The following is a 22,353-nucleotide window of genomic DNA, read 5'->3' as shown; positions in this document are numbered from 1 at the left end:
CCGCCGCCCCCCCCAACCCCGCCCCCCCCGACCACGCCTTGACCTATCACTTACCCCCCCCTGCGCCCTAGCGCCGCGGGCGCGGGGCCCCCACCCCCCCCGCCCCCCCCGGCCGGGCACCCCCTTGGGCCCTCAGCCCTCCCAGGGGGTGCCCGCCGGTTCCGGACGGTGGATGCCGCGCGGCCGGTAGCCCAGCCGGTCCGCGACACCGGCCAGATCGGCCAGCAGCCAGACGATGGCCAGCCACATCTCCGTGCCCTGGAGCCCCGGTTCGCGGCCGGGGCCGCCTCCGCCCTCGCCCGCGGGTCCGAAGCCGAACCCGGCCCCGTCCCGCCAGCGCCCCAGCGCGCGCGTCAACTGCTCCTCGGCCCAGGCCCGTACCTCGGCCGTCCGATGGCCGGTCTGCCGTCCGGCGAGCCACAGCGGGTGGGCGACGTCCAGCACGTTGCAGGCGTTCTCCCGGCCCGGCGCGAACCAGCGCGGGTCACGGGCGTGGTCCAGTACGGTGTCCACGACCCGCTCCGCGTACGGCACCGCCACTCCGAACTGCGCGTAGGAGCCCCGGGTGAGGCGGTAGTAGCCGTTGACGACCTGGAGCCGCCCCTCGGCCGGCGAGGCCGCCGCGCCCCACATCCCGGTCCATGGATCGACCCGGGTGGTGAGCCAGCCGAACAGCGCCTCCAGCGCGCCCGGGGCGCCGGACCCGGCGCCCCGCACGTGGTTGAGGCGGGCGGCGGTCGCCCAGCAGTCCACCCAGGCGCCGGCCGACCAGGCCCGGCTCCGCCACGGCAGCCCCTCCAGCCGTGCGACGAGCTGATCGGGCGTCATGCGCAGCGCCGCGTGGACGGGGTGGGCGAAGCGGGAGCCCAGCAGTTCCAGGGCGTATCCGACCGCCAGGACGTGGTACTCGGCGGAGCCGTCCTCGACCCAGCCGTCGTGGGCGGGCGCGGGCAGCGCGCCGGGTCCGCCGTCGGGGGCCGTCTCGGGGACCAGTCCGCTGACCGGGTCCTGGAGGCTCCGCAGCCGCTCGGCGTGGGCGGCGGCGGTCAGTCGCGCGGGCGGCGCGTCCAGCAGCAGGTCGCTGATCTCGACGGCGTCGCAGTGGGCCCGTACGGTCGCGGGGGCGCCGGGTCGGTCGCCGTACCGTCCGGTGGCGGGGTTCCAGCAGCGGTCGACGAGTTCGGCGGCCTGCGCCCGCGCCCGGTCGGCGAAGCGGGCGACGGCGTCCCCCGTACGGTCCGACTGGGTCCCGCCCCGGGAGGCGGCGGGAGCACGCCGGTCGCGCATCGGCCGGGCCGGGTTGCCCGCGGCGATCGTCCACGGCGGCAGGTCCTTGGTGACGACGGAACCGGCGCCCACCACGCAGTGGTCGCCGATGGTCACCCCGTCCAGCACCACGACGTTGGAGCCGATCCACACGTCGTCGCCGACGGTGATCCCCTTGCTGGTCAGGGGCTGCCGGTGCACGGGCTCGTCGGGGGCGAAGCCGTGGTTGAAGCCGAGCAGGGAGCTGTGCGCACCGATCCGCACACCGTCGCCCAGGGTGATCCGTCCCCGTACGGTGGCGTACGGATTGACGGTGCAGTCGGCGCCGGTCGCCACCTCGCCGGTGACATAGGCGTGCCCCGCGATGTACGAACCCTCGCCCAGGACCAGCGCGTCCGGGAAGACCCCGGCGGCGGCGGAGACGAAACAGCGCGGCCCGAACCTCGCGCCCGCCTCGGCCAGACCCCGCTGCCGGGCGTCCTGGGCGGCGCGTTGCGCGGCGGAGGCGTGGCGGGCGAAGTCCCAGGGACAGTAGTCGAAGTAGGTGTCCTCGAAGGACGGTTCCGGGTCCATCGCACCAGGGTAGGGAGCACCCCCTCCCTCCACGCAATAGTCACAACTTCATCACTTGCCGCGCATACCTGTCCCAGACCACGGCATTCCCTCGTTACGGTCAGCGCTTCACGAACTACCTCAGGGGGACCCATGTCGCACCATCCGCCGCCGCAGCCCACCGGACCCCACCCCTACGGGCCCCCCGAGCCGCCCGGCCGCCGGCCCAAGTGGACCCGTAAGCGGGTGCTGTTCCCGGCCGGCGTTCTGCTCCTCCTCCTGGGCGCCGGTATCGGCGCCGCCGACGATCCCGCCCAGGCGGAGCAGGCGGCGGCCGTGAAGAGCGCGCCGAAGGCGACGGCCACGGTCACGGCCACCGAGACCGCGCCGCCCGCGCCCGCCGTCACCGAGACCGTCACCGCGAGCCCCGAACCGGCGCCCACCGTCACGGAGACGAAGACCGTCAAGGTGACCGTCGCACCGGCGGCCGACAGCGACTTGGGGTCGGGCGGATCGGGGTCGGGGTCGGGGTCCGGATCGGGGTCGGGCTCGGGGTCCGGGTCGGGCGGGGGCGGCGGTTCCGTGTACTACAAGAACTGCACGGCGGCGCGGGCGGCGGGCGCCGCCCCCGTGCACGCCGGTGACCCCGGCTACGGGCCCCACCTCGACCGCGACGGGGACGGCGTGGGCTGCGAGTAGCCGGCCGACGGGCAGGGCGGGGCGGCCCTCTCCCCACCCCGCCGCTGCCACGGCATACTTGGGCCGCCCGCCCCGCCCGCTCCCCGGTGGTCCGGCGGTCCGGCGGGTCCGATCCCACCGTCCGGGAGGCCCGGTGACAGCGTCCGCACCCGTATCCGTACCTGTGCCCGTCCTGCCCCCAGGTGTCGATCCGGCGTGGCTGCCGCCCGCGGTGTTCCGGCCGCTCGGGACCCGGCGCGTACAGGTCTCCGGGTCGGGACCGCTGGTGGAGACGGTGTACGGAGAAGTGGTGCACGCCTGCGACCGGTTCGGCGGCACCGCGGTCAGGGGGACGGCAGCGGCGCCGGGCGTTCCGTACGACGTGGTGCTGGCGGTGGGTGAGGACGGTGGTCCCGATCCGCTCGGGAGCGAGGGGTTCGCGCTGGAGCGGTCCGGGGGTGTCACCCGGGTGACGGGCGGCGGACCGGCCGGGCTGCTGTACGGGCTGTTCCATCTGGTGCGGCTCGGCGAGGCGGCCTTCCGGGGCGGGCGACCGCGTGAGGCACACCGTCCGGCGCTGGCGCTGCGGATGCTGGACCACTGGGACAACGTCGCCGTACACCCCGTGATGGGCCAGGTGGAGCGGGGGTACGCCGGTGGTTCGCTGTTCTGGCGGGACGGTCTGGCGCGGTCCGCACCAGGGGAGTTGGCGCGGGTGCGGTGGTACGGCAGGCTGCTGGCCGCCTGCGGTGTCAACGCGGTCGCCGTGAACAACGTGAACGTGCACCGGACCGAGGCGCGTCTGCTGACCGACCGCGTCGGCGAGGTGGCCGCGCTCGCGGACGCGCTGCGGCCGTACGGGATCCGCACGCATCTGGCCGTCTCCTTCGCCGCTCCGGTGACCCTCGGCGGCCTGCCCACCGCCGATCCCGCGCACGGGGCGGTGGCCGACTGGTGGGCGGAGACGACCGCCCGGGTGTACGCGGCGGTCCCCGACTTCGGCGGGTATGTGGTGAAGGCCGACTCCGAGGGGCAGCCGGGCCCGTTCGCCTACGGCCGCAGCCACGCGGACGGCGCCAATCTGCTGGCCGGGGCGCTGGCCCCGTACGGCGGCACGGTGCACTGGCGGGCCTTCGTCTACGACCACCGGCAGGACTGGCGGGACCGCTCGACGGACCGGGCGCGCGCGGCCTGCGACCATTTCGCCCCGCTGGACGGCGAGTTCGCGCCGAACGCGGTGCTCCAGGTGAAGCACGGTCCGCTGGACTTCCAGACGCGCGAGCCCGTCTCCCCGGTGATCGGCGCGATGCCCCGCACCCGGCTCGCGGTGGAGATCCAGGCCACCCAGGAGTACACGGGGCAGCAGCGCCATGTGTGCTGGCTCGGTCCGATGTGGAGCGAGGTCCTGCGGTTCCGGCCCGGGGGCGAGGAAGGACCGGGCGTCGGCGACCTCGCGCGCGGCGGGGGTCTGGTGGCGGTGTCCAACGCGGGCGACGACCCGTTCTGGACCGGGCACCCGCTGGCGCAGGCCAATCTGTACGCGGTCGGCCGGCTGGGGTGGCGGCCCGACGCGGATCCGCGCGCCGTGCTGCGCGAGTGGATCGAGATGGCCTTCGTCCCCGGCGCGGGCGCCGATCCCGAGCGGCTGCGCGACGGGCTGCACGCGGTCCTGGACGGTTCCTGGCGGACGTACGAGAAGTACACGGCGCCGCTCGGCGCCGGTTTCATGGTGCAGCCGGGGCACCACTACGGGCCGAGTGTGGACGGCTACGAGTACAGCCGCTGGGGCACCTACCACTTCGCCGACCGTGACGGTGTCGGTGTCGACCGCAGCCGGGCGACGGGCACCGGGTTCGCCGGGCAGTACGCGAAGCCGTGGGCGGAGGTGTACGAGTCCGCCGCGACCTGCCCGGACGAACTGCTGCTCTTCTTCCACCATGTGCCGTACGCACATGTGCTGCGCAGCGGTGACACGGTGATCCAGCACATCTACGACACACACTTCGACGGGGTGGCCGAGGCGGAGGAGGCCCGCCGGGTGTGGGCCGGGCTCGCCGGGCTGGTGGATCCGGCGCGCCACGCGCGGGCGGCGGAGCGCTACGAGGAGCAGGTGCGCTGCGCCCGGGAGTGGCGCGACCACATCAACACGTACTTCTTCCGGAAGTCGGGGGTGCCGGACGCGCGCGGGCGCCGGATCCACTGACCGCGTGGCGGCCCCGGGGTGCCCGGGCCCGCCACGCGGGAGCGGTCACTCCACGGCCGGTTCCAGACGCAGGACGCGGACCCCGCGCGGGTCCAGCGCGAACGCCTCGCCGCGCTCGGTCCGCTCGCCGGTGAGCAGGTCCACGGCGGTCGCGTGGGCGGTCAGCGGCACCGGGTCGGCCGCGTGGTTGAGCAGGAAGAACAGCCGGGTGCCGTCGGGCGCGGTGCGGGCGGCGGTCTCCACCGAGGGGTGGCCGGCGTACGGGCCGACGAGTCCGTGGCGGGCGAGGACCCGGCGTACCACCCAGTCCACGCCGGGCTGGTCGAGCGCGGTCGCGACGTACCAGCCCTCTCCCCCGCTCGCGCCGACGGGGTGCCGGGTGACGGCCGGGGTGCCCGCGTAGAAGTCCTCCTGGTAGGTGCCGACCGGTTCGGCGCCGCGCGGCAGCACGATCTCGAAGACCAGCCGGGCCCCGGTGCGCAGGGTGTCGTCGCCGGTGCCGAGGACCACCGGGTTGACGGTGTCGGCGGGGCGGGAGTCCCACTCGTCGACCCGTACCCCCATGAGGCCGGCCAGGGGCCCGGGGACGTCGGTGAGGAAGGCGTTGTCGTGTGTGTCGGCGCGGCCGGAGAGGAACGTCGTCAGGACGGTGCCGCCCCGGGCGGCGACGGCTTCCAGACGGGTGGCGAGATCGCCCTTCACCAGGTGGAGGACGGGGGCGAGGACCACGTCGTACGGGGTGAGGTCGGCGGTCACGGCGACCACGTCCACATCGGCGCCCGCCGCGCGGGCGGCCCGGTAGTACGTGTGGACGACGTCCTGGTAGCGGACGAGGCGGGACGGCCCGTCCGAGAGCTCCAGCGCCCACCAGCTGTCCCAGTCGAAGAGGAGAGCGGTACGGGCCGGGGTGCGGGCGCCGAGCGTGACCGGACCCAGCTCCGCCAGTTCCCTTCCCAGTGAGGCGACTTCGCGGAAGACGCGGGTGTCGTCGCGTCCGGCGTGGCCGATGACCGCGCCGTGGTACTTCTCGCAGGCGCCGCGCGAGGCGCGCATCTGGAAGTAGAGGGCGGCGTCCGCGCCGTGGGCGACGGCCTGCCAGGTGGCCAGCCGCAGCTCACCGGGGCGCCTGAGCGGGTTCACCTCGCGGCAGGCGGTGGTGGAGGGCGTCTGCTCCATGAGCCAGAAGGGCGCGCCGTCCTTGAGTCCGCGCATCAGGTCGTGCCCGAGGGCGGCCCGGGTGGGCGGGGCGTCGAGCGGCGGGTAGCTGTCCCAGGAGGCGAAGTCGAGATGGGGCGCCCAGCGGTGGTAGTCCAACGGCCGGTAGGCGCCCATGAAGTTGGTGGTGACGGGGGTGTGCGGGTCGTGGCGGCGGATCGCCTCCTTCTCGGCGCGGAAGCAGCCGAGGAGGGCGTCCGTGGTGAAGCGGTGGTAGTCGAGGGTGATGGACTGGAAGGCGGTGTGGTCGGGACCGCGCCAGTGCTCGGTGAGGGCGCTGGGCGGTTCGATCTCGTCCCAGTCGGTGAAGCGGTGCGACCAGAAGGTGGTGCACCAGGCGTCGTTGAGGGCGTCGAGGGTGCCGTGGCGCCCGCGCAGCCAGTCACGGAACGCGGCGGCGCACCGCTCGCAGTAACAGGCGCCGCCGTACTCGTTGTTGATGTGCCAGGCGAGCAGGGCCGGGTGGCCGGCGCAGCGTTCGGCGATCCGGCCGGCGAGGGCGGCGGCGAGCCGGCGGTAGACGGGTGAGCTGGGGCAGAAGTTGTGGCGCTGCCCGTAGCGGTGGCGGCGGCCCTCGAAGTCGGTGCGGTTGACCTCCGGGTGGGCGCGGGCCAGCCAGGGCGGGAGCGCGGCGGTGCCGGTGGCGAGACACACCTGCCGGCCTTCGGCCGCCGCGCGGTCGAGGATCCGGTCGAGGACGGTGATGTCGTAGGTGTCCTCGGCGGGTTGGGTGAGCGCCCAGGAGAAGACGCCGACGGTGAGAGTGTCGATGCGGGCCCGGTCGAAGAGCCGGTGGTCCTCGTCCTGGACGGAGTCGGGCCACTGCTCGGGGTTGTAGTCGCCGCCGTAGGCGATCCGGCCGGTCTCGGGCGTGGTCATACGGTGAACTCCTCCTGGGCCTCGGTGGTCACCGGGCGGATCGTGTGCAGCAGGCAGAGCAGCAGCGGGGCGGCGAGCAGGACGGGCAGGGCCTCGGTGAGGAGCACGGTGAGACCGGCGGCGAGGACGAGCAGGGAGACGGTGCCGAGGGTGGCCCGGCCGTGCCGGAGCAGGAAGTACGCGGCCAACCGTGCGGTGTCGGCGGTGCGGAAGGTGAAGAGCGAGGCGAGGGCGAGCGCGTACGTCCCCCACACCGCCGACAGCAGACCGGTGACCACCAGCAGCCAGGCCCACCAGCGGGGCAGTCCCGAGAGGGGGAAGTGGGCGAGCGAGAAGGCGATGACCGTGAGCCAGCCGAGCAGCGGCGCCCACAGTCCGAGCACGGGCAGGGCGTTCAGCCGCCAGCCGTGTGCGTAGGCGCGGGCCGGGCGCAGCTCCGTGAGGTCCCCGCTCCGCCGGTGGAGCGCGTACAGGGCGGCGGAGAGGGCCGGGCCGAGCGGCAGCAGACAGACGGCGGCGAGCGGCAGGTTGGATGCGGAGCGGGGCAGGAGGAAGAGGGCGACGAGGCCGGGGGCGGCGGCTGCGAGCGTCATCAGTTCGACGGTGAGCAGGGTGTGGACCAGGGCGGCGGCGCGGGAGAGGGTTCCGGTGCCGAAGGCGGGGTGGGGGGCCGCCCCTGGATGGCGCGTGGCGGCCGGTGGGTCCGGTGCGCGGTGGCGTGGGAGCGTGCCCGTCATCGTCAGCCGTTCTCCTTGCGGAAGCGTTCGTACGCCTTGTTGGTGACGTCGACGAACTGCTGCATGTTCTTGGCCTTGAGTTCGGCGACGTAGTCGTCCCAGGCGGACAACGGGCGTTTCCCGAGGGCGAACTGGAGGGTGTTCTGCTTGACGTGGTCCCGCAGCGGGGTCTCCCAGAGCGTGGCCTGCTCCTGTTCCATGGCCTGGAGCGGGTGGGCGGGTTCGACGGGGAGCCGCTTACGCCGGGCCATCGAGTCCTGGAACGTCTTCTCGTCCGCCGTGAAGGAGGAGGCGACCAGGGACCAGTTGCCGCCGTAGGCGAAGACGCCGTTGGAGAATCCGTAGTCCTTCTGGAGGTCCTTCTTCGCGTCCGGGTTCAGGCCGAGCACCTTGATGCCGTCGACCGGCTCGTACCGGCCGGCGCCGGAGGTCGTGTAGGTGACGTTCCTGACGCCCCACTTGGCGAATTCCTGTCCGGCGTCCGAGTACCACAGCCAGTCGACGAACTGCATCATCGCGACGAAGTTCTCGCTCTTCAGGGCCTCGCTGGAGATCATCATGCCGTTCTCCAGCCGGCTGCCCGCCACGACGGGTCCGGCCGGGCCGATCGGCATCGGGATCATCTCCACGGTGGCGCCCTTGATCTGCTTCGCCAGGTTGTTGCGGTACTCGTCCGCCAGGACCTGCGGATTGCTGCTGATCACGAAGGACTTGCCGCCGAACAGCTTCTGCTTGGCCTGGTCGTCGGACTGGGTGAAGCTCTCCGGGTCCACCAGGCCGTCGGCGACCAGCTCGCGCAGGTACTCCAGCATCCGGCGGTACGCGTCCATGGCGCCGGTGAAGACGAACTTCTGCGCCTCGGAGTCCCAGGTGGCGTTCTGGTAGCCCCAGCCTCCCTTGGTGCCGTAGGCGGGGGCGAGGAAGTTGAGCAGCGCGCCGCCCGGCTCGGGCTGGTTCCATCGGTCGGAGAGCGGATACACGCCGGGGTGGGCCTCCTTGAGGCCCTTCAGCACCTCGTGGACCTCGTCCCAGGTGGTGGGCAGCGCCAGCCCGGCCTTCTCCAGTACGTCGGTGCGCAGGGCGAGGGAGTAGCCGACCCGCACCTTCTCGTGCAGCCCCGGCAGGAGGTAGTACCTGCCGTCGGACTGCCGGATGGAGTCCAGGTCCCCGGTGAGCCCCCACTTCCTGACCTTGTCCTGGAAGTGCGGCATCAGATGGACGTACTCGCTGACCGGGAGGATGGCCCCCGAGGAGACGAACGCGGTCTCCGCGCCCGGGTAGGTCTTGGGGATGAGGAAGGGCGCGTCGCCCGCGCCGATGAGCAGGCCCCTCTTCTTCTCGTAGTCGCTGTAGGGGACGGCGGTCGCCTTGAGGGTGACGCCTGTCCGCCGGGTCAGCTCCTTCCAGAAGAGCCAGTTCTCCTTGAGCGGATAGGTCGGCATGTTGTTGTGGAGGATGGTGAGGGACAGCGGTGCGGTGGCCTTGAACTGGTCGCCCACGCCGTACTTCTTCATCGCCCCGGCCTGTTTGGCGGAGAGGTCCTTCGCGTCCGTCCCGTCCGCGCCGGAGCCGCAGCCGACGAGCACGGTGAGGCCGGCGAAACCGGCGGCGGCGAGCAGGCCGCGCCGTGAGAGCTGTCCGGAGTTCTTCACGATTGCTCCTCTGTTGCGAAGTCGGGGTTCCGCGTCAGCCCTTGACCGCGCCGAGCGTGACGCCGGAGACGAAGTACCGCTGGACGAACGGGTAGACGGCGAGGATGGGGAGGGCCGTGAGCAGGATCGTGACGGCCTGGATGTTCGCCCCCACCTGGGTGAGCTGCTCCGTCTCGGCGCCGAGGTTCCCCCCGCCGGTCGCGCCGGCGATCATGTTGCGGAGATAGACCGTGACCGGCATCAGTTCGGCCCGGTCCATGTAGAGGAAGGCGCCGAACCAGGAGTTCCAGAAGGAGACCGAGTAGAAGAGCACCATCGTCGCGATCACCGCTTTGGAGAGCGGCAGCACGATACGGAACAGGATGCCGTAGGTGTTCAGTCCGTCGATCTGCGCGGCCTCTTCGAGTTCGGAGGGCAGGTTCTCGAAGAACGCCTTCATCACGAGCAGGTTGAAGACGCTGATCGCGTTGGGGATGACCAGCGCCCAGAGGGTGTTCTTCATGTCGAGGCTGGTGATGAGGACGTAGTTCGGGATCAGCCCGCCGGAGAAGAACATGGTGAAGACGGCGATGCCGATGAGCGCGTTGCGGCCCTTCAGACGGGGTTTGGAGAGGACGTACGCGTAGCAGGTGGTGAGCACCATGGCGATGGCGGTGGCCACCACCGTGTAGAGCACGGTGTTGCCGTAGTTGCGCCAGAACATGCCGTCCGAGACGACCAGGCGGTACGTGGTCAGGTTGAAGCCCTCGGGCAGCAGGTTGACCTGGCCGGCCCGGATGCGGTCCTCCGCGCTGAGGGAGCGGGCGATGATGTTGACGAAGGGGTAGAGGGTCACGGCCACGACCCCGGTCAGGAGGAGCCCGTTCACCGCCTGGAAGACGCGGTAGCCCCGGGAGGGCTCGTGCACCGATCCGCGCGGGCGCGGAGCGCGGCGCCGGGGGCCGCCCGCCACGGTCACCACAGGCTCGTCCCCACCGTGCGCCGCGAGAGCTGGTTCGCGGAGAAGATCAGTACCAGCCCGATGACCGCTTCGAACAGGCCGATCGCGGCGGCGTAGCTGAAGCTGTTGGACTCGACGCCCGCCCGGTAGAGATAGGTGGAGATGACGTCGGCGGTGGGGTAGGTCAGCGGGTTGTAGATCAGCATGATCTTCTCGAATCCCACGGCCATGAACGTGCCGATGTTGAGGATCAGCAGTGTGATCATGGTGGGGCGGATGCCGGGCAGGGTGATGTGCCGGATCTGCTGCCAGCGGTTGGCCCCGTCGATGCGCGCCGCCTCGTACAGTTCGTCGTCGACGGTGGTGAGCGCGGCGAGGTAGAGGATGGTGCCCCACCCGGCGGTCTGCCAGATCTCCGAGCCGACGTAGACGGTGCGGAACCACTCCGGTTCCTGGAGGAAGGGGATCGGCGCGTGGCCGAACGTCCCCAGCGCGTGGTTGACGGGGCCGTCCGTGGCGAGGATCTGCATGGTGATGCCCGCGACGATCACGACGGAGAGGAAGTGCGGGAGGTACGACACCGACTGCACGAACCGCTTCAGGGCGCGGGTGCGCACCTCGTTGAGGAGCAGCGCCAGCACGATGGGGATCGGGAAGCAGAACACCAGGGTGAGCGTGCCGAGCCACAGTGTGTTGGTGAAGACCTGCCAGAAGGTGGGGTCGGTGAGGAACATCTGCACGTAGCGCAGCCCCACCCAGTCCTCGCCGAGGATCGAACCGCCGGGCTGGAAACGGCGGAAGGCGATCACGTTCCCGATCATCGGCAGATAGCGGAAGACCAGGAAGAACAGCAGCGGCAGCAGCGCCAGCGAGTACAACTGCCAGTCGCGGCCCAGCGCCTGGCGCCAGGTGCGGTGGGCGGAGGGCAGCGGGCGGGCGCTCACGCCGGCTGCCCCGGGGCGCGCGGGGCGGGGGCGGCGGACGGGGCGGAGACCGTGACCGTGCTGATACGGGGTTCGGTTCCGTCGATGTGGTGGACGGCGCCGGTGAGCAGGACGGTCTCCTCGCTGATCACCTCGCCGGCGTCGCGCCGGACACCGATCGTGATCGCGCCGGGTTCGACGATCCTGCGCCCGTCGCGGCCGGTGAACGCCAGCAGCCGGGTGGGCACGGCGCAGTGGACCCGTACGGACTCCCCCGGTTCCAGGAACACCCGCTCGAACGCGACCAGTTGGGCCAGCGGGCGGGTGACCGAGGCCACCGGGTCGGACGCGTACACCTGCACGACCTCGGCGCCGGACCGCTCCCCGGTGTTCCGTACGGTGACCGCGCAGCGGACGCTGCCGGCGACGTCGACGCGGTCCGCCCCGACCGTGAAGTCCTCGTAGGCGAACTCCGTGTAGCTCAGGCCGAATCCGTAGGGGGCCGCCGGGGCGGTGCCGATCCGGGTGACGGAACTCGCGCCGCCCAGCGGCGGATGCAGATAGCTGTACGGCTGGCCGCCGACGCCGCGCGGCAGGCTCATGGGCATACGTCCCGACGGGTTGACGCGTCCGCTGAGCACGCCCGCGACGGCGCCCGCCCCTTCCTCCCCGGGGAAGAACGCCTGGACCACGGCGGCGGCCCCCTCGAACATCCAGCCGATCGCGTAGGCGCGTCCGGTCAGCAGGACCACGATCGTGGGGGTGCCGGTCGCGATGACCGCCTCGACGAGGGCGCGCTGCGCTCCGGGGAGTTCGAGGTCGTCGACGTCACAGCCCTCCCCGCTGGTGCCCCGGCCGAAGAGCCCGGAGCGGTCGCCCACCACGACAACGGCTGCCTCGGCGTCGCGGGCCGCGGTGGTGGCGGCCTCGAACCCCTCGGTGTCCCCGTCGTCCACGCCGGTCCCCCGCGCGGTGAGGAGCACGGCGGGGTCGAACTCGCGGCGCAGCGCGGACTCGACCGTCTCCGCCCGCAGCCCGATCGCGGTGCCGGGGTGGTGCGGCAGCACATGGTTGACGAAGGAGTAGCAGCCGAACAGGGCCTGTACGGAGCGGGCGTTCGGCCCGACGACGGCGAGGGTACGGGCGTTCGTGGCGCCGGGGCCCAGCGGCAGGATCCCGTTGTTGTGCAGCAGGACGACGGAGCGTTCCGCGATCTCGGCCGCCAGCAGCCGGTCCTCCCCCGTGTCCGGCGCGGGCGCAGGCCCCGGCGGGGGCGCCCAGTCCGGGTCGAGCAGCCCGAGTTCGGCCTTCTGGGTCAGGACCCGCTCCAGCGCCCGGTCGACGATCTCCAGGGGGAGCCTGCCGTCCTCGACGCGTTCCTGGAGGGGCCGCAGATAGGTGACGCCGGTGGGCAGTTCGACATCGATGCCCGCGGTGATGGCCTGGGCCGCCGCGTCGCCCGCGTCCTCGGCGACCCGGTGCAGCGTCTGGAGGAACGCGACGGCGAAGTAGTCGGCGACGACGGTGCCGTCGAAGCCCCACTCCTCGCGCAGGGTCCCGGTCAGCAGCGCGGCGTCGGCGGCGACGGGCACACCGTCGATCTCGGCGTAGGAGTTCATGACGGAGCGCGCCCCGGCGTCGCGCACGGCCACCTCGAAGGGGAACTCCAGCACGTCCCTGATCTCCCGTTCCCCTGCATGCACGGGGGCCAGATTGCGGCCCGCCCGGGAGTTGGAGTACCCGACGAAGTGTTTCAGCGTGGCCACGACCCCCGCGCTCTGGAGTCCTCGGACGTAGGCGGCTCCGGTGAGCGCGACATGGTAGGGGTCTTCCGAGATGCACTCCTCCACCCGCCCCCAGCGCATGTCCCGGACGACGTCGAGCACAGGGGCCAGCCCCTGGTGGATGCCGAGGCCCGCCATCACCCGGCCGATCCTGGCCGCCATGCGTTCCACCAGCGCCGGGTCGAACGTGGCGCCCCAGGCGGGCGGCGCCGGGTAGGCGGCCGCCCGCCACGCCGCCAGTCCGGTCAGGCACTCCTCGTGGACGATCGCGGGAATGCCCAGCCTGGTGTGCTCGCGCAGCCAGCGCTGTTGGGCGGCGAGCGCCGCCAGCCCCTCGGCGGGGTCGAGCGGCCGGGTGCCGTAGTGGCGGGTGATCTGGCCGAGCCCCCGCGCCGCGTACTCGGCGAACCCGCGCTCCACCGTGTCCATCGCGTCCTGGAGCGGGGCCACCGCACCGCTGTCACGGTCCACCCCCTGCCAGAGGCCGACGAGTTGGGCGAGCTTCTCCTCCAGTGTCATGGCGGCGATCAGATCGAGGACGGCGACCCGGGTGTGACCGGGGCCGGCCACTTCGTCAGGGGGAGCAGACACGTATCACTTCTCCGCGTTCGGCGGGCCATCCCGCAATTCCCGGCAAGTGGATCTCCGCAACCGGCCGCAAGAGTTGCGGCAGTTTCATGACGCGGACGCTAAGTCCGGGTAAAAACGGGTGTCAAGGAAGCGGTGACGAACTCGCGGATCAGGTTTGTTTGCATAAGGAGTTGGTGGAATATTCCGTCAACTCTTGCGGGAATTTGCGGTACAGCCGTACCGTCAGAGCGCTCTACGAGAGGGATCCGGCATGACCGGTCGGGCAACGATGGCGGCGGTGGCCAAGGCGGCGGGGGTCTCGATCTCCACGGTGTCGCGGGTCCTCGCCGACAAACCGGATATCTCCGAGGAGACCCGGGGGCGCGTCACACGGGCGGCACGGGAAACCGGATATGTGCTGCGCAAAGGACGGCAGAAACCTCAGGACGGCATCCTCGACGTCCTTATCGACGGAATCACCTCACCGTGGGCGGGGGAACTCATATCCGGGGTGCAGACCACCGCGTTCAGTCTCGGATACACCCTGGCGCTCACCACCACCGGCCATCCGCGTTTCAGCATCCGCGACTGGATCGCCGTACGCAGGACGCGCCCGACGGACGGGGTGATCCTCGTGCTCTCCCGCGCCCGCCACGACGAGATCGCCGCGCTGGCCGATCTGTCGGCCCCGCTCATCCTGCTCGATCCGGTGGGGACCAGCGAACCCACCATTCCGACCGTCGGCGCCACCAACTGGTCGGGAGGCGCCGCCGCCACCCGTCATCTCCTCGAACTCGGCCACCGGCGCATCGGGTTCATCGGCGGGCCCCCCGAGATCCAGTGCACCCGTGAGCGGCACGAGGGCTATCTCGCGGCGCACCGTGAGTTCTCCCTCGCCCCCGATCCCGTGCTCACCCGGTACGGGGACTTCCTCCTCACGGGCGGAGTGGCCCACGGCGCGGCCCTGCTGGACCTCCCGGACCGGCCCACCGCCGTCTTCGCGGGCTCCGACGGCCAGGCCGCCGGTGTCTACCAGATGGCCCGGGCCCGCGGGCTGCGCATCCCCGAGGAGCTCTCCGTCGTCGGGTTCGACGACACGACCATCTGCACGATGCTCGCCCCGCCGCTGACCACGGTCCGCCAACCCCTGGCGGACATGGCGGCGGAAGGGGTACGGCTCATCGCGCAGGAACGGGCGCTGCCCGGTTCGTCGCGGGGGCGGCGGATCGAGCTGGCGACCTCGCTCGTGATCCGGGACAGCACCGCACCGCACACCGCCGCCGGGGGGAAGCCCTCGGTCCGTATCTGACCTCGTGGAGGAGACCGGATGAACGGACGGACGACCGTACGGATGACCACCGTGGCCGCACTCGCCAACGTCTCGCAGAGCTCCGTCTCCAAGGTGCTCAACGGCCGGCCCGGACTCTCCCCCGAACTGCGGCGCCGGGTGCTGGACGCCGTCGCGGAGAGCGGCTACGAGTGGCAGCGCCGTGTGCCGCGCCACGGGTCGGTGGAGGTGGTGTTCGGCAGTGTGGGCAGCGCCCTCAACGCACCGCTCCTGCGCGGCTTCTCCGCCGTGCTCCGAGCCGCCGGCCGGCCGCTCACCGTCAGCCACGCCGACGGCGACCCCGACTGGCTGGAGCAACTGCTCGCCCACCGGCCGGCCGGCGCGGTGTGCGTGCTGTCCCCGGTGGAACCGGAGGTCCGCCGGCGGCTGGCGGAGGCCCGGCTGCCCACGGTCATCCTCGACACGATCGGCGACGCTCCCCCGGAGATGAACGCGGTCGGGGCCACCCAGTGGCGCGGCGGGGCGCTGGCGGCGCGGCACCTGACGGCTCTCGGCCACCGGAGGATCGCGCTCATCACCGGACCGCTGGACCTGGTCTGCTGTCGCGCGCGGTTCGGCGGGTATCTCTCGGCGCTGCGCGAGGCGGACATCCGCCCGGACCGCGCGCTGATCCGGTCCGTACGGTTCCAGGCGGAGCCGGCCCGGCGCGCCGCCCATGTGCTCCTGGACGACTGCCGGACCCCGACCTCCTTCGTGACCGGCAACGACCTTCAGGCGCTGGGGGTGATCGAGGCGTGCGCCGAGCGCGGGCTGCGGGTCCCGGAGGACATCTCGGTGGTCGGCTTCGACGACGTGGACGCGGCGCGGTCGTCCGCCCCGGCGCTGACCACCGTCCGCCAGCCCTTCGAGGCGATGGCCGCCGAGTCCATCCGGATCCTGGGCGCCGTGCGCGACGATCCGCCGCCGGCGCCCGTCCGGCTGGACATGTCGGTGGACCTCGTCGTCCGGAAGTCGACCGGTCCGGCCCCGGGGTACGGCGACTGAGCCCCGGAGTACGGCGACCCGGCCCCGGAGTACGGCGGCCGGGCCATGGGGGCTGCTTCGGTACGGGCTCGCGCGGGCGGCGGTTCAGGGGGTCCTGGCGTACGAGGCCATCAGGCCCGCGGCGAGCACCGCGTCGACGACGGGCACCCCGGTGCGGTCTTCGAGCCGGGGCCGGATACCGATGGTGGTCAGACCGGTGCAGGCCAGCAGCAGGGTGTCCGCCCCCGCCCCGACCAGGTCGGCCGCCGCCTCCAGAACCGCCGCGGCGCCCTCGGGGGTGCGCAGGTCGGTCGTCCGGTGCACCCCGCGCGGACGTACGGCGCCGGCGAAGCGGTCGCCGAGGATGGCGCGCACTCCGGGCGGCGCCTCGTCGGTGATGCCCAGCACCCCGACGCGGGTGCCGAGGCCGAGCGAGACCGCGGCGGCCGACGCGCCGGCCCCGAGCACCGGGATGTCCACGGCCGCCCGGACCCGCGCGAGCGCCGGGTCCGCGGCGCAGCTGATGACGAGGGTTCCGGCGCCCGCCTCCGCCATCTCGCGGGCCAGGGCCACGATCTTCGGCCCGGCGCGGCGCTCGGACTCCTCGTCGTGGATGCCGTACGGCTGCCCGGGGATGCACCGGGAGACGACCGGGAAGCCGTAGCGCCGTTCGAGAAGGCGGCCGTGTTCCCCGACCGCTGTCGGATCGTCGCTGGTGAGGACCCGGATGACGCCGACCGGCGACGAGGGTTCCCTGGGCGAAGGGGCGGGCTGCATGCGCGGTCACTCCTCAAGCTGGTACGGCGACGGTCCGGGGTCTCGCGGCGGCCACGGCCGTGCGGGCGGGGGCTTCGGGGCGGCTGTCAGCCGAAGGCGGCCACTGCCTCCGCGGCCATCCGTACCGCCAGCGCCCGTGCCAGCAGTACGGGCCGGTCCGCCGCCCGGGCCGCCGCGCGCCGCATCTCCTCCGTGTAGCCGATGCAGTCCAGGACGAGCCAGGAACAGCCCTCGGCGGCGAGCGCCCGCGCGGCGTCGGCGACCTCGGTGAGGGCGCGGTCGGGCGCGGCGTACGGGTTGGCCCCGGCGGCCCTCACCGGCCCCGGCAGCGTCTGCGACCAGCGGCGGGACACGTCCTCGGCCTGGTCGGGGTGCGGGCAGACGATCCCCACCGGGTCGCTCCCGACCAGGGCGGCGACGGCCCGCTGCACCAGCGGCTCGGCGAACAGCAGCGGCCGGGCCGACGCGACGGCGGGGAACCGGCCCGTGCACAGGACGAGGGTCGCGGCGGCGCCGTCCCGCTCCGCGCGGGCCACCGCCTCCGTCATCCTCGGGACGAGCGCGGCGTGCCCGAGCAGTACGGAGCGGCCGTCGCGCAGCCGGGAGACCAGGGGCGCCTCGCCGGGCCCGGGGGCCAACAGGCGGCGGGTCCCGGCCTCCGCGTCGCCGTCGAAGCGGTCGTCGTCGAGCGCGCCGTGTTCGACCAGGCGTACGCCCGGCAGGAGCGGTTCGGCGTCGGGGCGCAGATCGGTGCGCGGGGCCTGGCCGATGGTGACGAGGCCGAGAGCCGGGGTGTTCGGAAGGCTTCCGCTGACGGCGGTGTCCATGACCGTTCCTTCGGGGTGGGAGGGGGTGGGGTGAGCGCTACAGGGCCTTCGTCAACTGCCCCACGTCGTTGAGCGAGCTGCCCGCGACCAGTCCGGCGCCGACCAGGGACAGATCGCTCTCGGCCTGTTCGTCGGACTCCTTGCGCGCCGCGGGGTCGGTCAGCCCGCGGCGGCGCCACACCGTGTACCCGTACCGGACGGCCAGCGCGCCGAGCACCATCCAGCCGGCGTTCGGGGTGGCCACGAGGAGACCCGTGGCCAGCAGGACACCCATCTGCCGGGACGATCCGCCGATGAGCTGCACCAGCGCGCCGGGGATGGCCCAGAGCAGCATGGTGCCCATGACGCCCGGGTCGAGCCCGGTCTTGATGGTGGCGACGTACACCTCGGAGACGGGCGGGACGCGGCCGTCGGAGAAGAACGACCTCCAGGCGACGGCGACCACGACGAGGGCGACGGCGAAGCCGACGAGCTGGGCGAGGTACTGCTGGCGCCGGCCGTCCAGTTCGAAGACCTTCCACGGAGTGGCGTCCCTGCGCAGCAGCCAGCCCGCCTTGAAGTCGTAGCCGATGTCGGCGAACGCGGGGCCGGTGGAGGCGGTGTAGCCCACCAGGAGGGCGAGCGGCACGGTCGGGATGTGCAGGACGAGGCCGACGATGAGGACGATCAGGGTGACGGCGAAGGCCGGGAACCATCCGGAGTGCATCGCCGCCAGGCCCACGATGAGCTGGTGCACGAGGGCGGCGACACCGGCCAGCGCCACCCAGCCGATCAGTCCGGGCAGGGACATCCCGCCCGCCACACCGCCCAGGACCGCGACGACGACGGCGCCGCCGAGGAAGAGCACCATGCCTTCCAGCAGCCCGCGGCGCAGGCGCGGGGCCCCGACCGTGGGCACCCGGGTCTCGTCCACCGGCCCGGCGTCGTCCGCCGCGCGGTCCTTGTTCCCGCCCTTGCGGCCCCGCATCAGCAGGAGGGCCTGGACGAGGGCGACCAGGCCCGCGCCGATCATCAGACCGTGCGGCACGTGCTCGGCGGCGAGGTCGACGTGCAGGACGTCGGGCGCGTACTGGGCGACGGTCAGCCCGATGCCGAACATCAGCAGCGCCCAGATGTTGCCCAGGAAGCCGACGCCCGCCGCGCTGGTGGGCAGCTTCAGCAGCGCGCCGACCAGGCCGACCAGCGCACCGGCGCCGAGCACCGCGGCCTTGCGGCCCCCGCTGTCCCCCGCCTTGATCGTCTCGGCGGCGGCGACCCCCGCGGGCCAGGAGTTGGTGGCGGGCAGCAGCGAGGAGTCGAAGACCCGGAACAGCACCCAGCTGTCGACCGCCAGCCCGATGGCCGCGCCGCCCAGCATGGGCCACACCAGATCCGTACGGCCCAGGGCGAACGGCACCGCGATGGGGGTGAGCAGGGAGTTGGCCGCCGCGAACGTGGCCCCGGAGATCGCGGACTGCACCAGGTTCTGCCGGTGCTGGGAGCGCATCCGCGTCAGCATGCCGATCGGGATCCGGCCGATCAGCATCGCAATCAGCGCGCCGATGACCGCCGTGTTCGGGGAGACCCCGAGCGAGGTGATCAGCACGATGCCGATCAGGGCGCCGAGGACCGACATCACGATCGTGATGATCAGTGTGATCGGTTCGAAGGCGCGCGGGTGCCTGGCCGGTGTCCCTGTCATGTCCGACGGGGTGGCCGAGCCGGTGGAGGCGGTCGAGGCTCTCGGGTTCAAGGGGACTCCAGTAGGGGACGGCGCGGCGGTACGGGATCGGCTGCCGCGGAGGGGGCCGCGGCGCTGCGGGGAGGTAGGGCGGTACGGGGTCCGCGACGGCGCGGGGTGCGGGCCGTCGCGGGCAGGGGCCGGTGCCGGTACGGGCCGGGGGCGGCCCGTGGGCCCCTACGGGTCGGGGCCCGTAGGGTCAGGCCCCCGTCGGAACCTCGTCCGGGGCGGCCTGGAGGCGGGTCATCGGCCCGTACAGCTCGACCAGGCGCGCGAACTCGTCCGGGTCGACGAAGCGGGCGCCCCCGCGGCCGAACTCCTTCGCCGTCTCGATCGCGAACCGGGCCGCCGCCGCGATGTCGCCCTCGTGGCTGGCGCCGGTGGCGCACCCGGCCACCGCCGTGGCGGCGGTGACCGCGAGGCCGACCACCGGGGCGTCGGTGGCGACGGCGGGCTGGAGGATGGAGTTGATGTGGTGCACCCCGTTGCCGTACGGGGTGATGTCCTGCGTGGTCACGGGCAGGACCCGCGCGGGCTCCCCCGTCACGCTCTCCAGGACGGAGAGCAGGTCCTCGCTGACCCGCAGGATCCAGCCCTGGCAGATGGTGGGCGACAGGGCGATCCCCCGGTGGTTGAGCAGCCGGTTGCCCTTGGTGGTGTCGATGGAGACGACCGCGTCCATCTCGGACGAGATCTCCTCCCGGTTGCACGTCAGGGTGTCCACCGGGGAATCCATGAAGGGTACGGGGTCATGGGGACGGGTCGGGGCCCATCCGCACACATGTGTGGAAAGCATCACATCACCGTCCAGAACGTCACCGCGCGCGTGCATGTCGAGGAGCTTGGCGGCGGCGGAGAGCGCCGCCACGGCGCCGTCGGCGTCGGAGACCAGGCCGATACGTTCCGGGCGCGCGCCCACTCCGCCGAGCCGGCCGAGGATGCCGAGGGTCGGGGCGTCACCGCCGGCGAGCTTGCCGTTGCGGCCGGGGACGGTGACGGAGACGAAGTCCGTACTGCCCTGGTCGCCGGTGACCGTGCGCACCTCGACCGTCGGCGCCGTGCGCGCGTCGGCGCCCGCGGCGGCCTGGACGGCCCTCAGGTGCTCGGCGAGGAGTTCCCCGCCGGTCTGCGGGCGGTCGAGCAGTTCGATGATCTCAAGGACGTGCTTCAGCAAGAGAGGACCTCTCACGAGGGGGTCGGGCGGTGCGGCGGCCCGACCACAGGGGCGGCGGGTGCGGTCGGCCACGGGGAGGAGCCGTCGTTCGGGACGGTCCGCGCGGCTGTCGGCGGTCCGGTGCGCGGGACCCGGGCGGGGTCACCCGTACGGGCCCGCCGTACGGAACGGGTCTCCCGTACGGCGTCGGGTCGTGCCCGGTGCCGTGCTCGGAGCCGTGTCCGGTGCTGTGTCCGGTCCCGGTCCAGGCGCCGTGTCCGGTCCCGGTCCCGGTCCCGGTTCCGTGTCCGGTCCCGGTTCCGTGTCCGGTGCCGGTCCCGTGTCCGGTCCCGCCGTAAGGGCCGTAGGGACCGTACGGACCGCTCCCTGCGGGGGTGTCCCGTACGGGGTCCGTCGCGGTGGATTCACGCCGACGTCGCTCACCATCCGCCTCCCCGAGCGCAGAGCGCAATGTTTTCTCTATATGCGGGATTGTTTACGCTTCAGCCATGGCTGACAGCACACCGGTAACAGCGACACCCCCTCCGCTCCAGACCGCCGACCGCGTCCTGAGCCTTCTGCTCTCCTTCGACCGTGAGCGCCCCGAGTGGGGCGTCACCGATGTCGCGACGGAGTTCGGCCTGGACAAATCCGTGGCGCAGCGGCTGCTGGCCGCGCTCGCGTACCGGGGCTTCCTGGTCTCCGACGCGCGCTCGCGCCGCTACCGGCTCGGGCCCGCCGTCTGGCATCTGGCGCGGGTGTGGGAGCGGGACGGCGGAATGGCCAGTCTGGTCCGCCCCACCCTGCGGGCCATGGCGGACGCGGTGGGGGTCGGCGCGCTGTTCGCCGTGCCGGACGGGGTGCACATGCGCTGTGTCACGGCGGTGGACGGGGCGGCGGGACCGCTGCGCATCTACGGTCTGGCGGGCGAGCTGTACCCGGCGCACGCCGGGGCCACCTCCCGCGCCTACTTCGGTATGCTCGCGCCGGGCGACCGGGCCGCACTGCTGTACGGTCGCCCGATGGCCCGGTTCAGCGACCGTACGCTGACCGATCCCGCCCTGCTGGAGGAGCGCTTCGCCGAGGTGCGGCGCAACGGTTACGCGTACTCCGAAGGCGAGTACGATCCGGAGACCGCGGCGCTCGCCGCCCCTGTCATGGTGGGCAGGCGACCGGTGGGGACCCTGTCCGTGGCCGCGCCCCTCGACGCGTTCCGGGGCCGCAGGACGGAGCTTGTCGCCCCGCTGCTCCAGGCGGCGACGGATCTGGGCAAGCTGCTGACTCCGCTGCGGCCACGGCGGGCCGGGCAGCCGGGCGCCCGCTGAACGGGCCGGTTCCGAGGGGCCGTACGGTCCCTCGCCACACCACGTCACCGCCAGGAAAGGCCATCATGCGACTGCTGCTGCTCTCGAACTCCACCGCCCCCGGACGCGGTTGCCTGGACCACGCGCGGGAGGAGATCGGCGCCGTGCTGGACGGGGCGCGCCATCTGGTCTTCGTGCCGTACGCGCTGGCCGACCGGGACGGCTACACCGCGCAGGTCGCCGAGGCGCTCGCCCCTCTGGGCGTGGAGGTGACCGGCGCCCACACGGCGCCGGACCCGGCCGCGCTGATCGGTGGAGCGCGCGCCGTGTTCGTCGGGGGCGGCAACAGCTTCCGGCTGCTCAAGGCGTTGCACGAGCACGGGCTGGTGCGGGCGATCCGGGAGCGGGTCGCCGCCGGCGCGGTCTACATGGGGTCGAGCGCGGGCACCAACATGGCCTGCCCCACGCTGCGTACCACCAACGACATGCCGATCGTCCAGCCGCCGTCGTTCGAGGCGCTGGGCCTGCTGCCGTTCCAGATCAACCCGCACTATCTGGACGCCCGGCCGGACACCGCGCACATGGGCGAGACCCGGGCGCAGCGGCTGGAGCAGTTCCTGGAGGAGAACGACGTGCCGGTGGTGGGGCTGCGCGAGGGGACCTGGCTGCGCAGGGAGGCGGACCGGCTGACGCTCGGCGGGATCGACGCGGGCGGTGTGGTCTTCCGGCGGGGTGCGGGGGCCTCGGAGATCGCCCCCGGCCACGATCTGAGCGCCCTGCTGCGGGAGAAGCCGCGCTTCGACACCGCCGCGTCCTGACGGTGACCCCGGCCGTGGGACCACCCCGTCGGGCGGGGTGGTCC

Annotated in this window: 16 protein-coding genes and 1 pseudogene; 6 read left to right on the top strand and 11 right to left on the bottom strand. The window is 72.9% G+C overall.

All coding sequences use genetic code 11. The features are described from left to right. Window positions 1-132: 132 nt before the first annotated feature. A complete protein-coding gene (locus tag ACFXPK_RS17365) occupies window positions 133-1,839 on the bottom strand; it encodes a DapH/DapD/GlmU-related protein (protein ID WP_385076151.1) in 1,707 nt (568 codons plus the stop codon). Window positions 1,840-1,971: 132 nt separating this feature from the next. Between ACFXPK_RS17365 and ACFXPK_RS17360 the strand changes: the two genes are divergently transcribed. Together ACFXPK_RS17360 and ACFXPK_RS17355 are read left to right on the top strand one after the other, a co-directional pair. Beyond that, complete coding sequence (locus ACFXPK_RS17360) at window positions 1,972-2,517, top strand: excalibur calcium-binding domain-containing protein (RefSeq protein ID WP_385076148.1); 546 nt, start codon at window positions 1,972-1,974, stop codon at window positions 2,515-2,517. Window positions 2,518-2,650: 133 nt separating this feature from the next. Further along, entirely contained in the window at window positions 2,651-4,699 is a 2,049-nt protein-coding gene (locus ACFXPK_RS17355) for an alpha-glucuronidase (RefSeq protein ID WP_385076146.1), read from the top strand. A gap of 45 nt (window positions 4,700-4,744) precedes the next feature. Here ACFXPK_RS17355 and ACFXPK_RS17350 read toward each other — a convergent pair whose 3' ends face one another. The 6 genes and pseudogenes from ACFXPK_RS17350 to ACFXPK_RS17325 form a co-directional block, all read right to left on the bottom strand. Continuing rightward, complete coding sequence (locus ACFXPK_RS17350) at window positions 4,745-6,793, bottom strand: beta-galactosidase (RefSeq protein ID WP_385076143.1); 2,049 nt, start codon at window positions 6,791-6,793, stop codon at window positions 4,745-4,747. Beyond that, window positions 6,790-7,530, bottom strand: a complete 741-nt coding sequence (locus tag ACFXPK_RS17345) for a hypothetical protein (RefSeq protein WP_385076140.1) — start codon at window positions 7,528-7,530, stop codon at window positions 6,790-6,792. The genes ACFXPK_RS17350 and ACFXPK_RS17345 overlap by 4 nt, the downstream gene beginning before the upstream one ends. A gap of 2 nt (window positions 7,531-7,532) precedes the next feature. Further along, a complete protein-coding gene (locus tag ACFXPK_RS17340; RefSeq protein ID WP_385002139.1) occupies window positions 7,533-9,182 on the bottom strand; it encodes an extracellular solute-binding protein in 1,650 nt (549 codons plus the stop codon). Between the two features lie 34 nt (window positions 9,183-9,216). Next, window positions 9,217-10,089 (bottom strand): carbohydrate ABC transporter permease, encoded by an 873-nt coding sequence (locus ACFXPK_RS17335; RefSeq protein WP_385002136.1) that lies wholly within the window; start codon window positions 10,087-10,089, stop codon window positions 9,217-9,219. A gap of 47 nt (window positions 10,090-10,136) precedes the next feature. Next, window positions 10,137-11,106 (bottom strand): annotated as a pseudogene (locus ACFXPK_RS17330) (ABC transporter permease); the annotation flags it as partial. Next, window positions 11,063-13,420 (bottom strand): glycoside hydrolase family 3 N-terminal domain-containing protein, encoded by a 2,358-nt coding sequence (locus tag ACFXPK_RS17325; RefSeq protein ID WP_385076135.1) that lies wholly within the window; start codon window positions 13,418-13,420, stop codon window positions 11,063-11,065. The gene ACFXPK_RS17325 and the pseudogene ACFXPK_RS17330, both read right to left, overlap by 44 nt. A 250-nt stretch (window positions 13,421-13,670) precedes the next feature. Here ACFXPK_RS17325 and ACFXPK_RS17320 point away from each other — a divergent pair, with 250 nt between their 5' ends. Both ACFXPK_RS17320 and ACFXPK_RS17315 read left to right on the top strand, forming a co-directional pair. Then, a complete protein-coding gene (locus tag ACFXPK_RS17320) occupies window positions 13,671-14,708 on the top strand; it encodes a LacI family DNA-binding transcriptional regulator (RefSeq protein ID WP_385002131.1) in 1,038 nt (345 codons plus the stop codon). A gap of 18 nt (window positions 14,709-14,726) precedes the next feature. Continuing rightward, window positions 14,727-15,731, top strand: coding sequence for a LacI family DNA-binding transcriptional regulator (locus ACFXPK_RS17315; protein WP_385002128.1), 1,005 nt, complete (start codon window positions 14,727-14,729; stop codon window positions 15,729-15,731). An 84-nt stretch (window positions 15,732-15,815) separates the two neighbouring features. Here the strand turns inward: ACFXPK_RS17315 and ACFXPK_RS17310 are convergent, their stop codons facing one another. From ACFXPK_RS17310 to ACFXPK_RS17295, 4 genes are all read right to left on the bottom strand, one after another. Next, entirely contained in the window at window positions 15,816-16,487 is a 672-nt protein-coding gene (locus ACFXPK_RS17310) for an aspartate/glutamate racemase family protein (protein WP_385076131.1), read from the bottom strand. An 86-nt stretch (window positions 16,488-16,573) separates the two neighbouring features. After that, entirely contained in the window at window positions 16,574-17,314 is a 741-nt protein-coding gene (locus ACFXPK_RS17305) for an AroM family protein (RefSeq protein ID WP_385076128.1), read from the bottom strand. Window positions 17,315-17,351: 37 nt separating this feature from the next. Then, the gene (locus tag ACFXPK_RS17300; protein WP_385076125.1) at window positions 17,352-18,995 is read right to left on the bottom strand and encodes an OPT family oligopeptide transporter; all 1,644 of its coding nucleotides are present in this window, start codon (window positions 18,993-18,995) and stop codon (window positions 17,352-17,354) included. Between the two features lie 238 nt (window positions 18,996-19,233). Next, a complete protein-coding gene (locus ACFXPK_RS17295) occupies window positions 19,234-20,208 on the bottom strand; it encodes a DUF1177 domain-containing protein (RefSeq protein ID WP_385076122.1) in 975 nt (324 codons plus the stop codon). Between the two features lie 488 nt (window positions 20,209-20,696). Here ACFXPK_RS17295 and ACFXPK_RS17290 point away from each other — a divergent pair, with 488 nt between their 5' ends. Together ACFXPK_RS17290 and pepE are read left to right on the top strand one after the other, a co-directional pair. Further along, window positions 20,697-21,512: an IclR family transcriptional regulator gene (locus ACFXPK_RS17290; protein ID WP_385002113.1), complete on the top strand. Its 816-nt coding sequence runs from the start codon at window positions 20,697-20,699 to the stop codon at window positions 21,510-21,512. Between the two features lie 65 nt (window positions 21,513-21,577). Next, a complete protein-coding gene (gene pepE, locus ACFXPK_RS17285; RefSeq protein WP_385076118.1) occupies window positions 21,578-22,309 on the top strand; it encodes a dipeptidase PepE in 732 nt (243 codons plus the stop codon). Window positions 22,310-22,353: the final 44 nt, after the last annotated feature.

Source organism: Streptomyces sp. NPDC059142 (genome assembly GCF_042755665.1).
GTDB lineage: Bacteria > Actinomycetota > Actinomycetes > Streptomycetales > Streptomycetaceae > Streptomyces.
The sequence above is the reverse complement of the archived record's forward strand: the minus strand, read 5'-3'. Positions and strand labels throughout refer to the sequence as shown.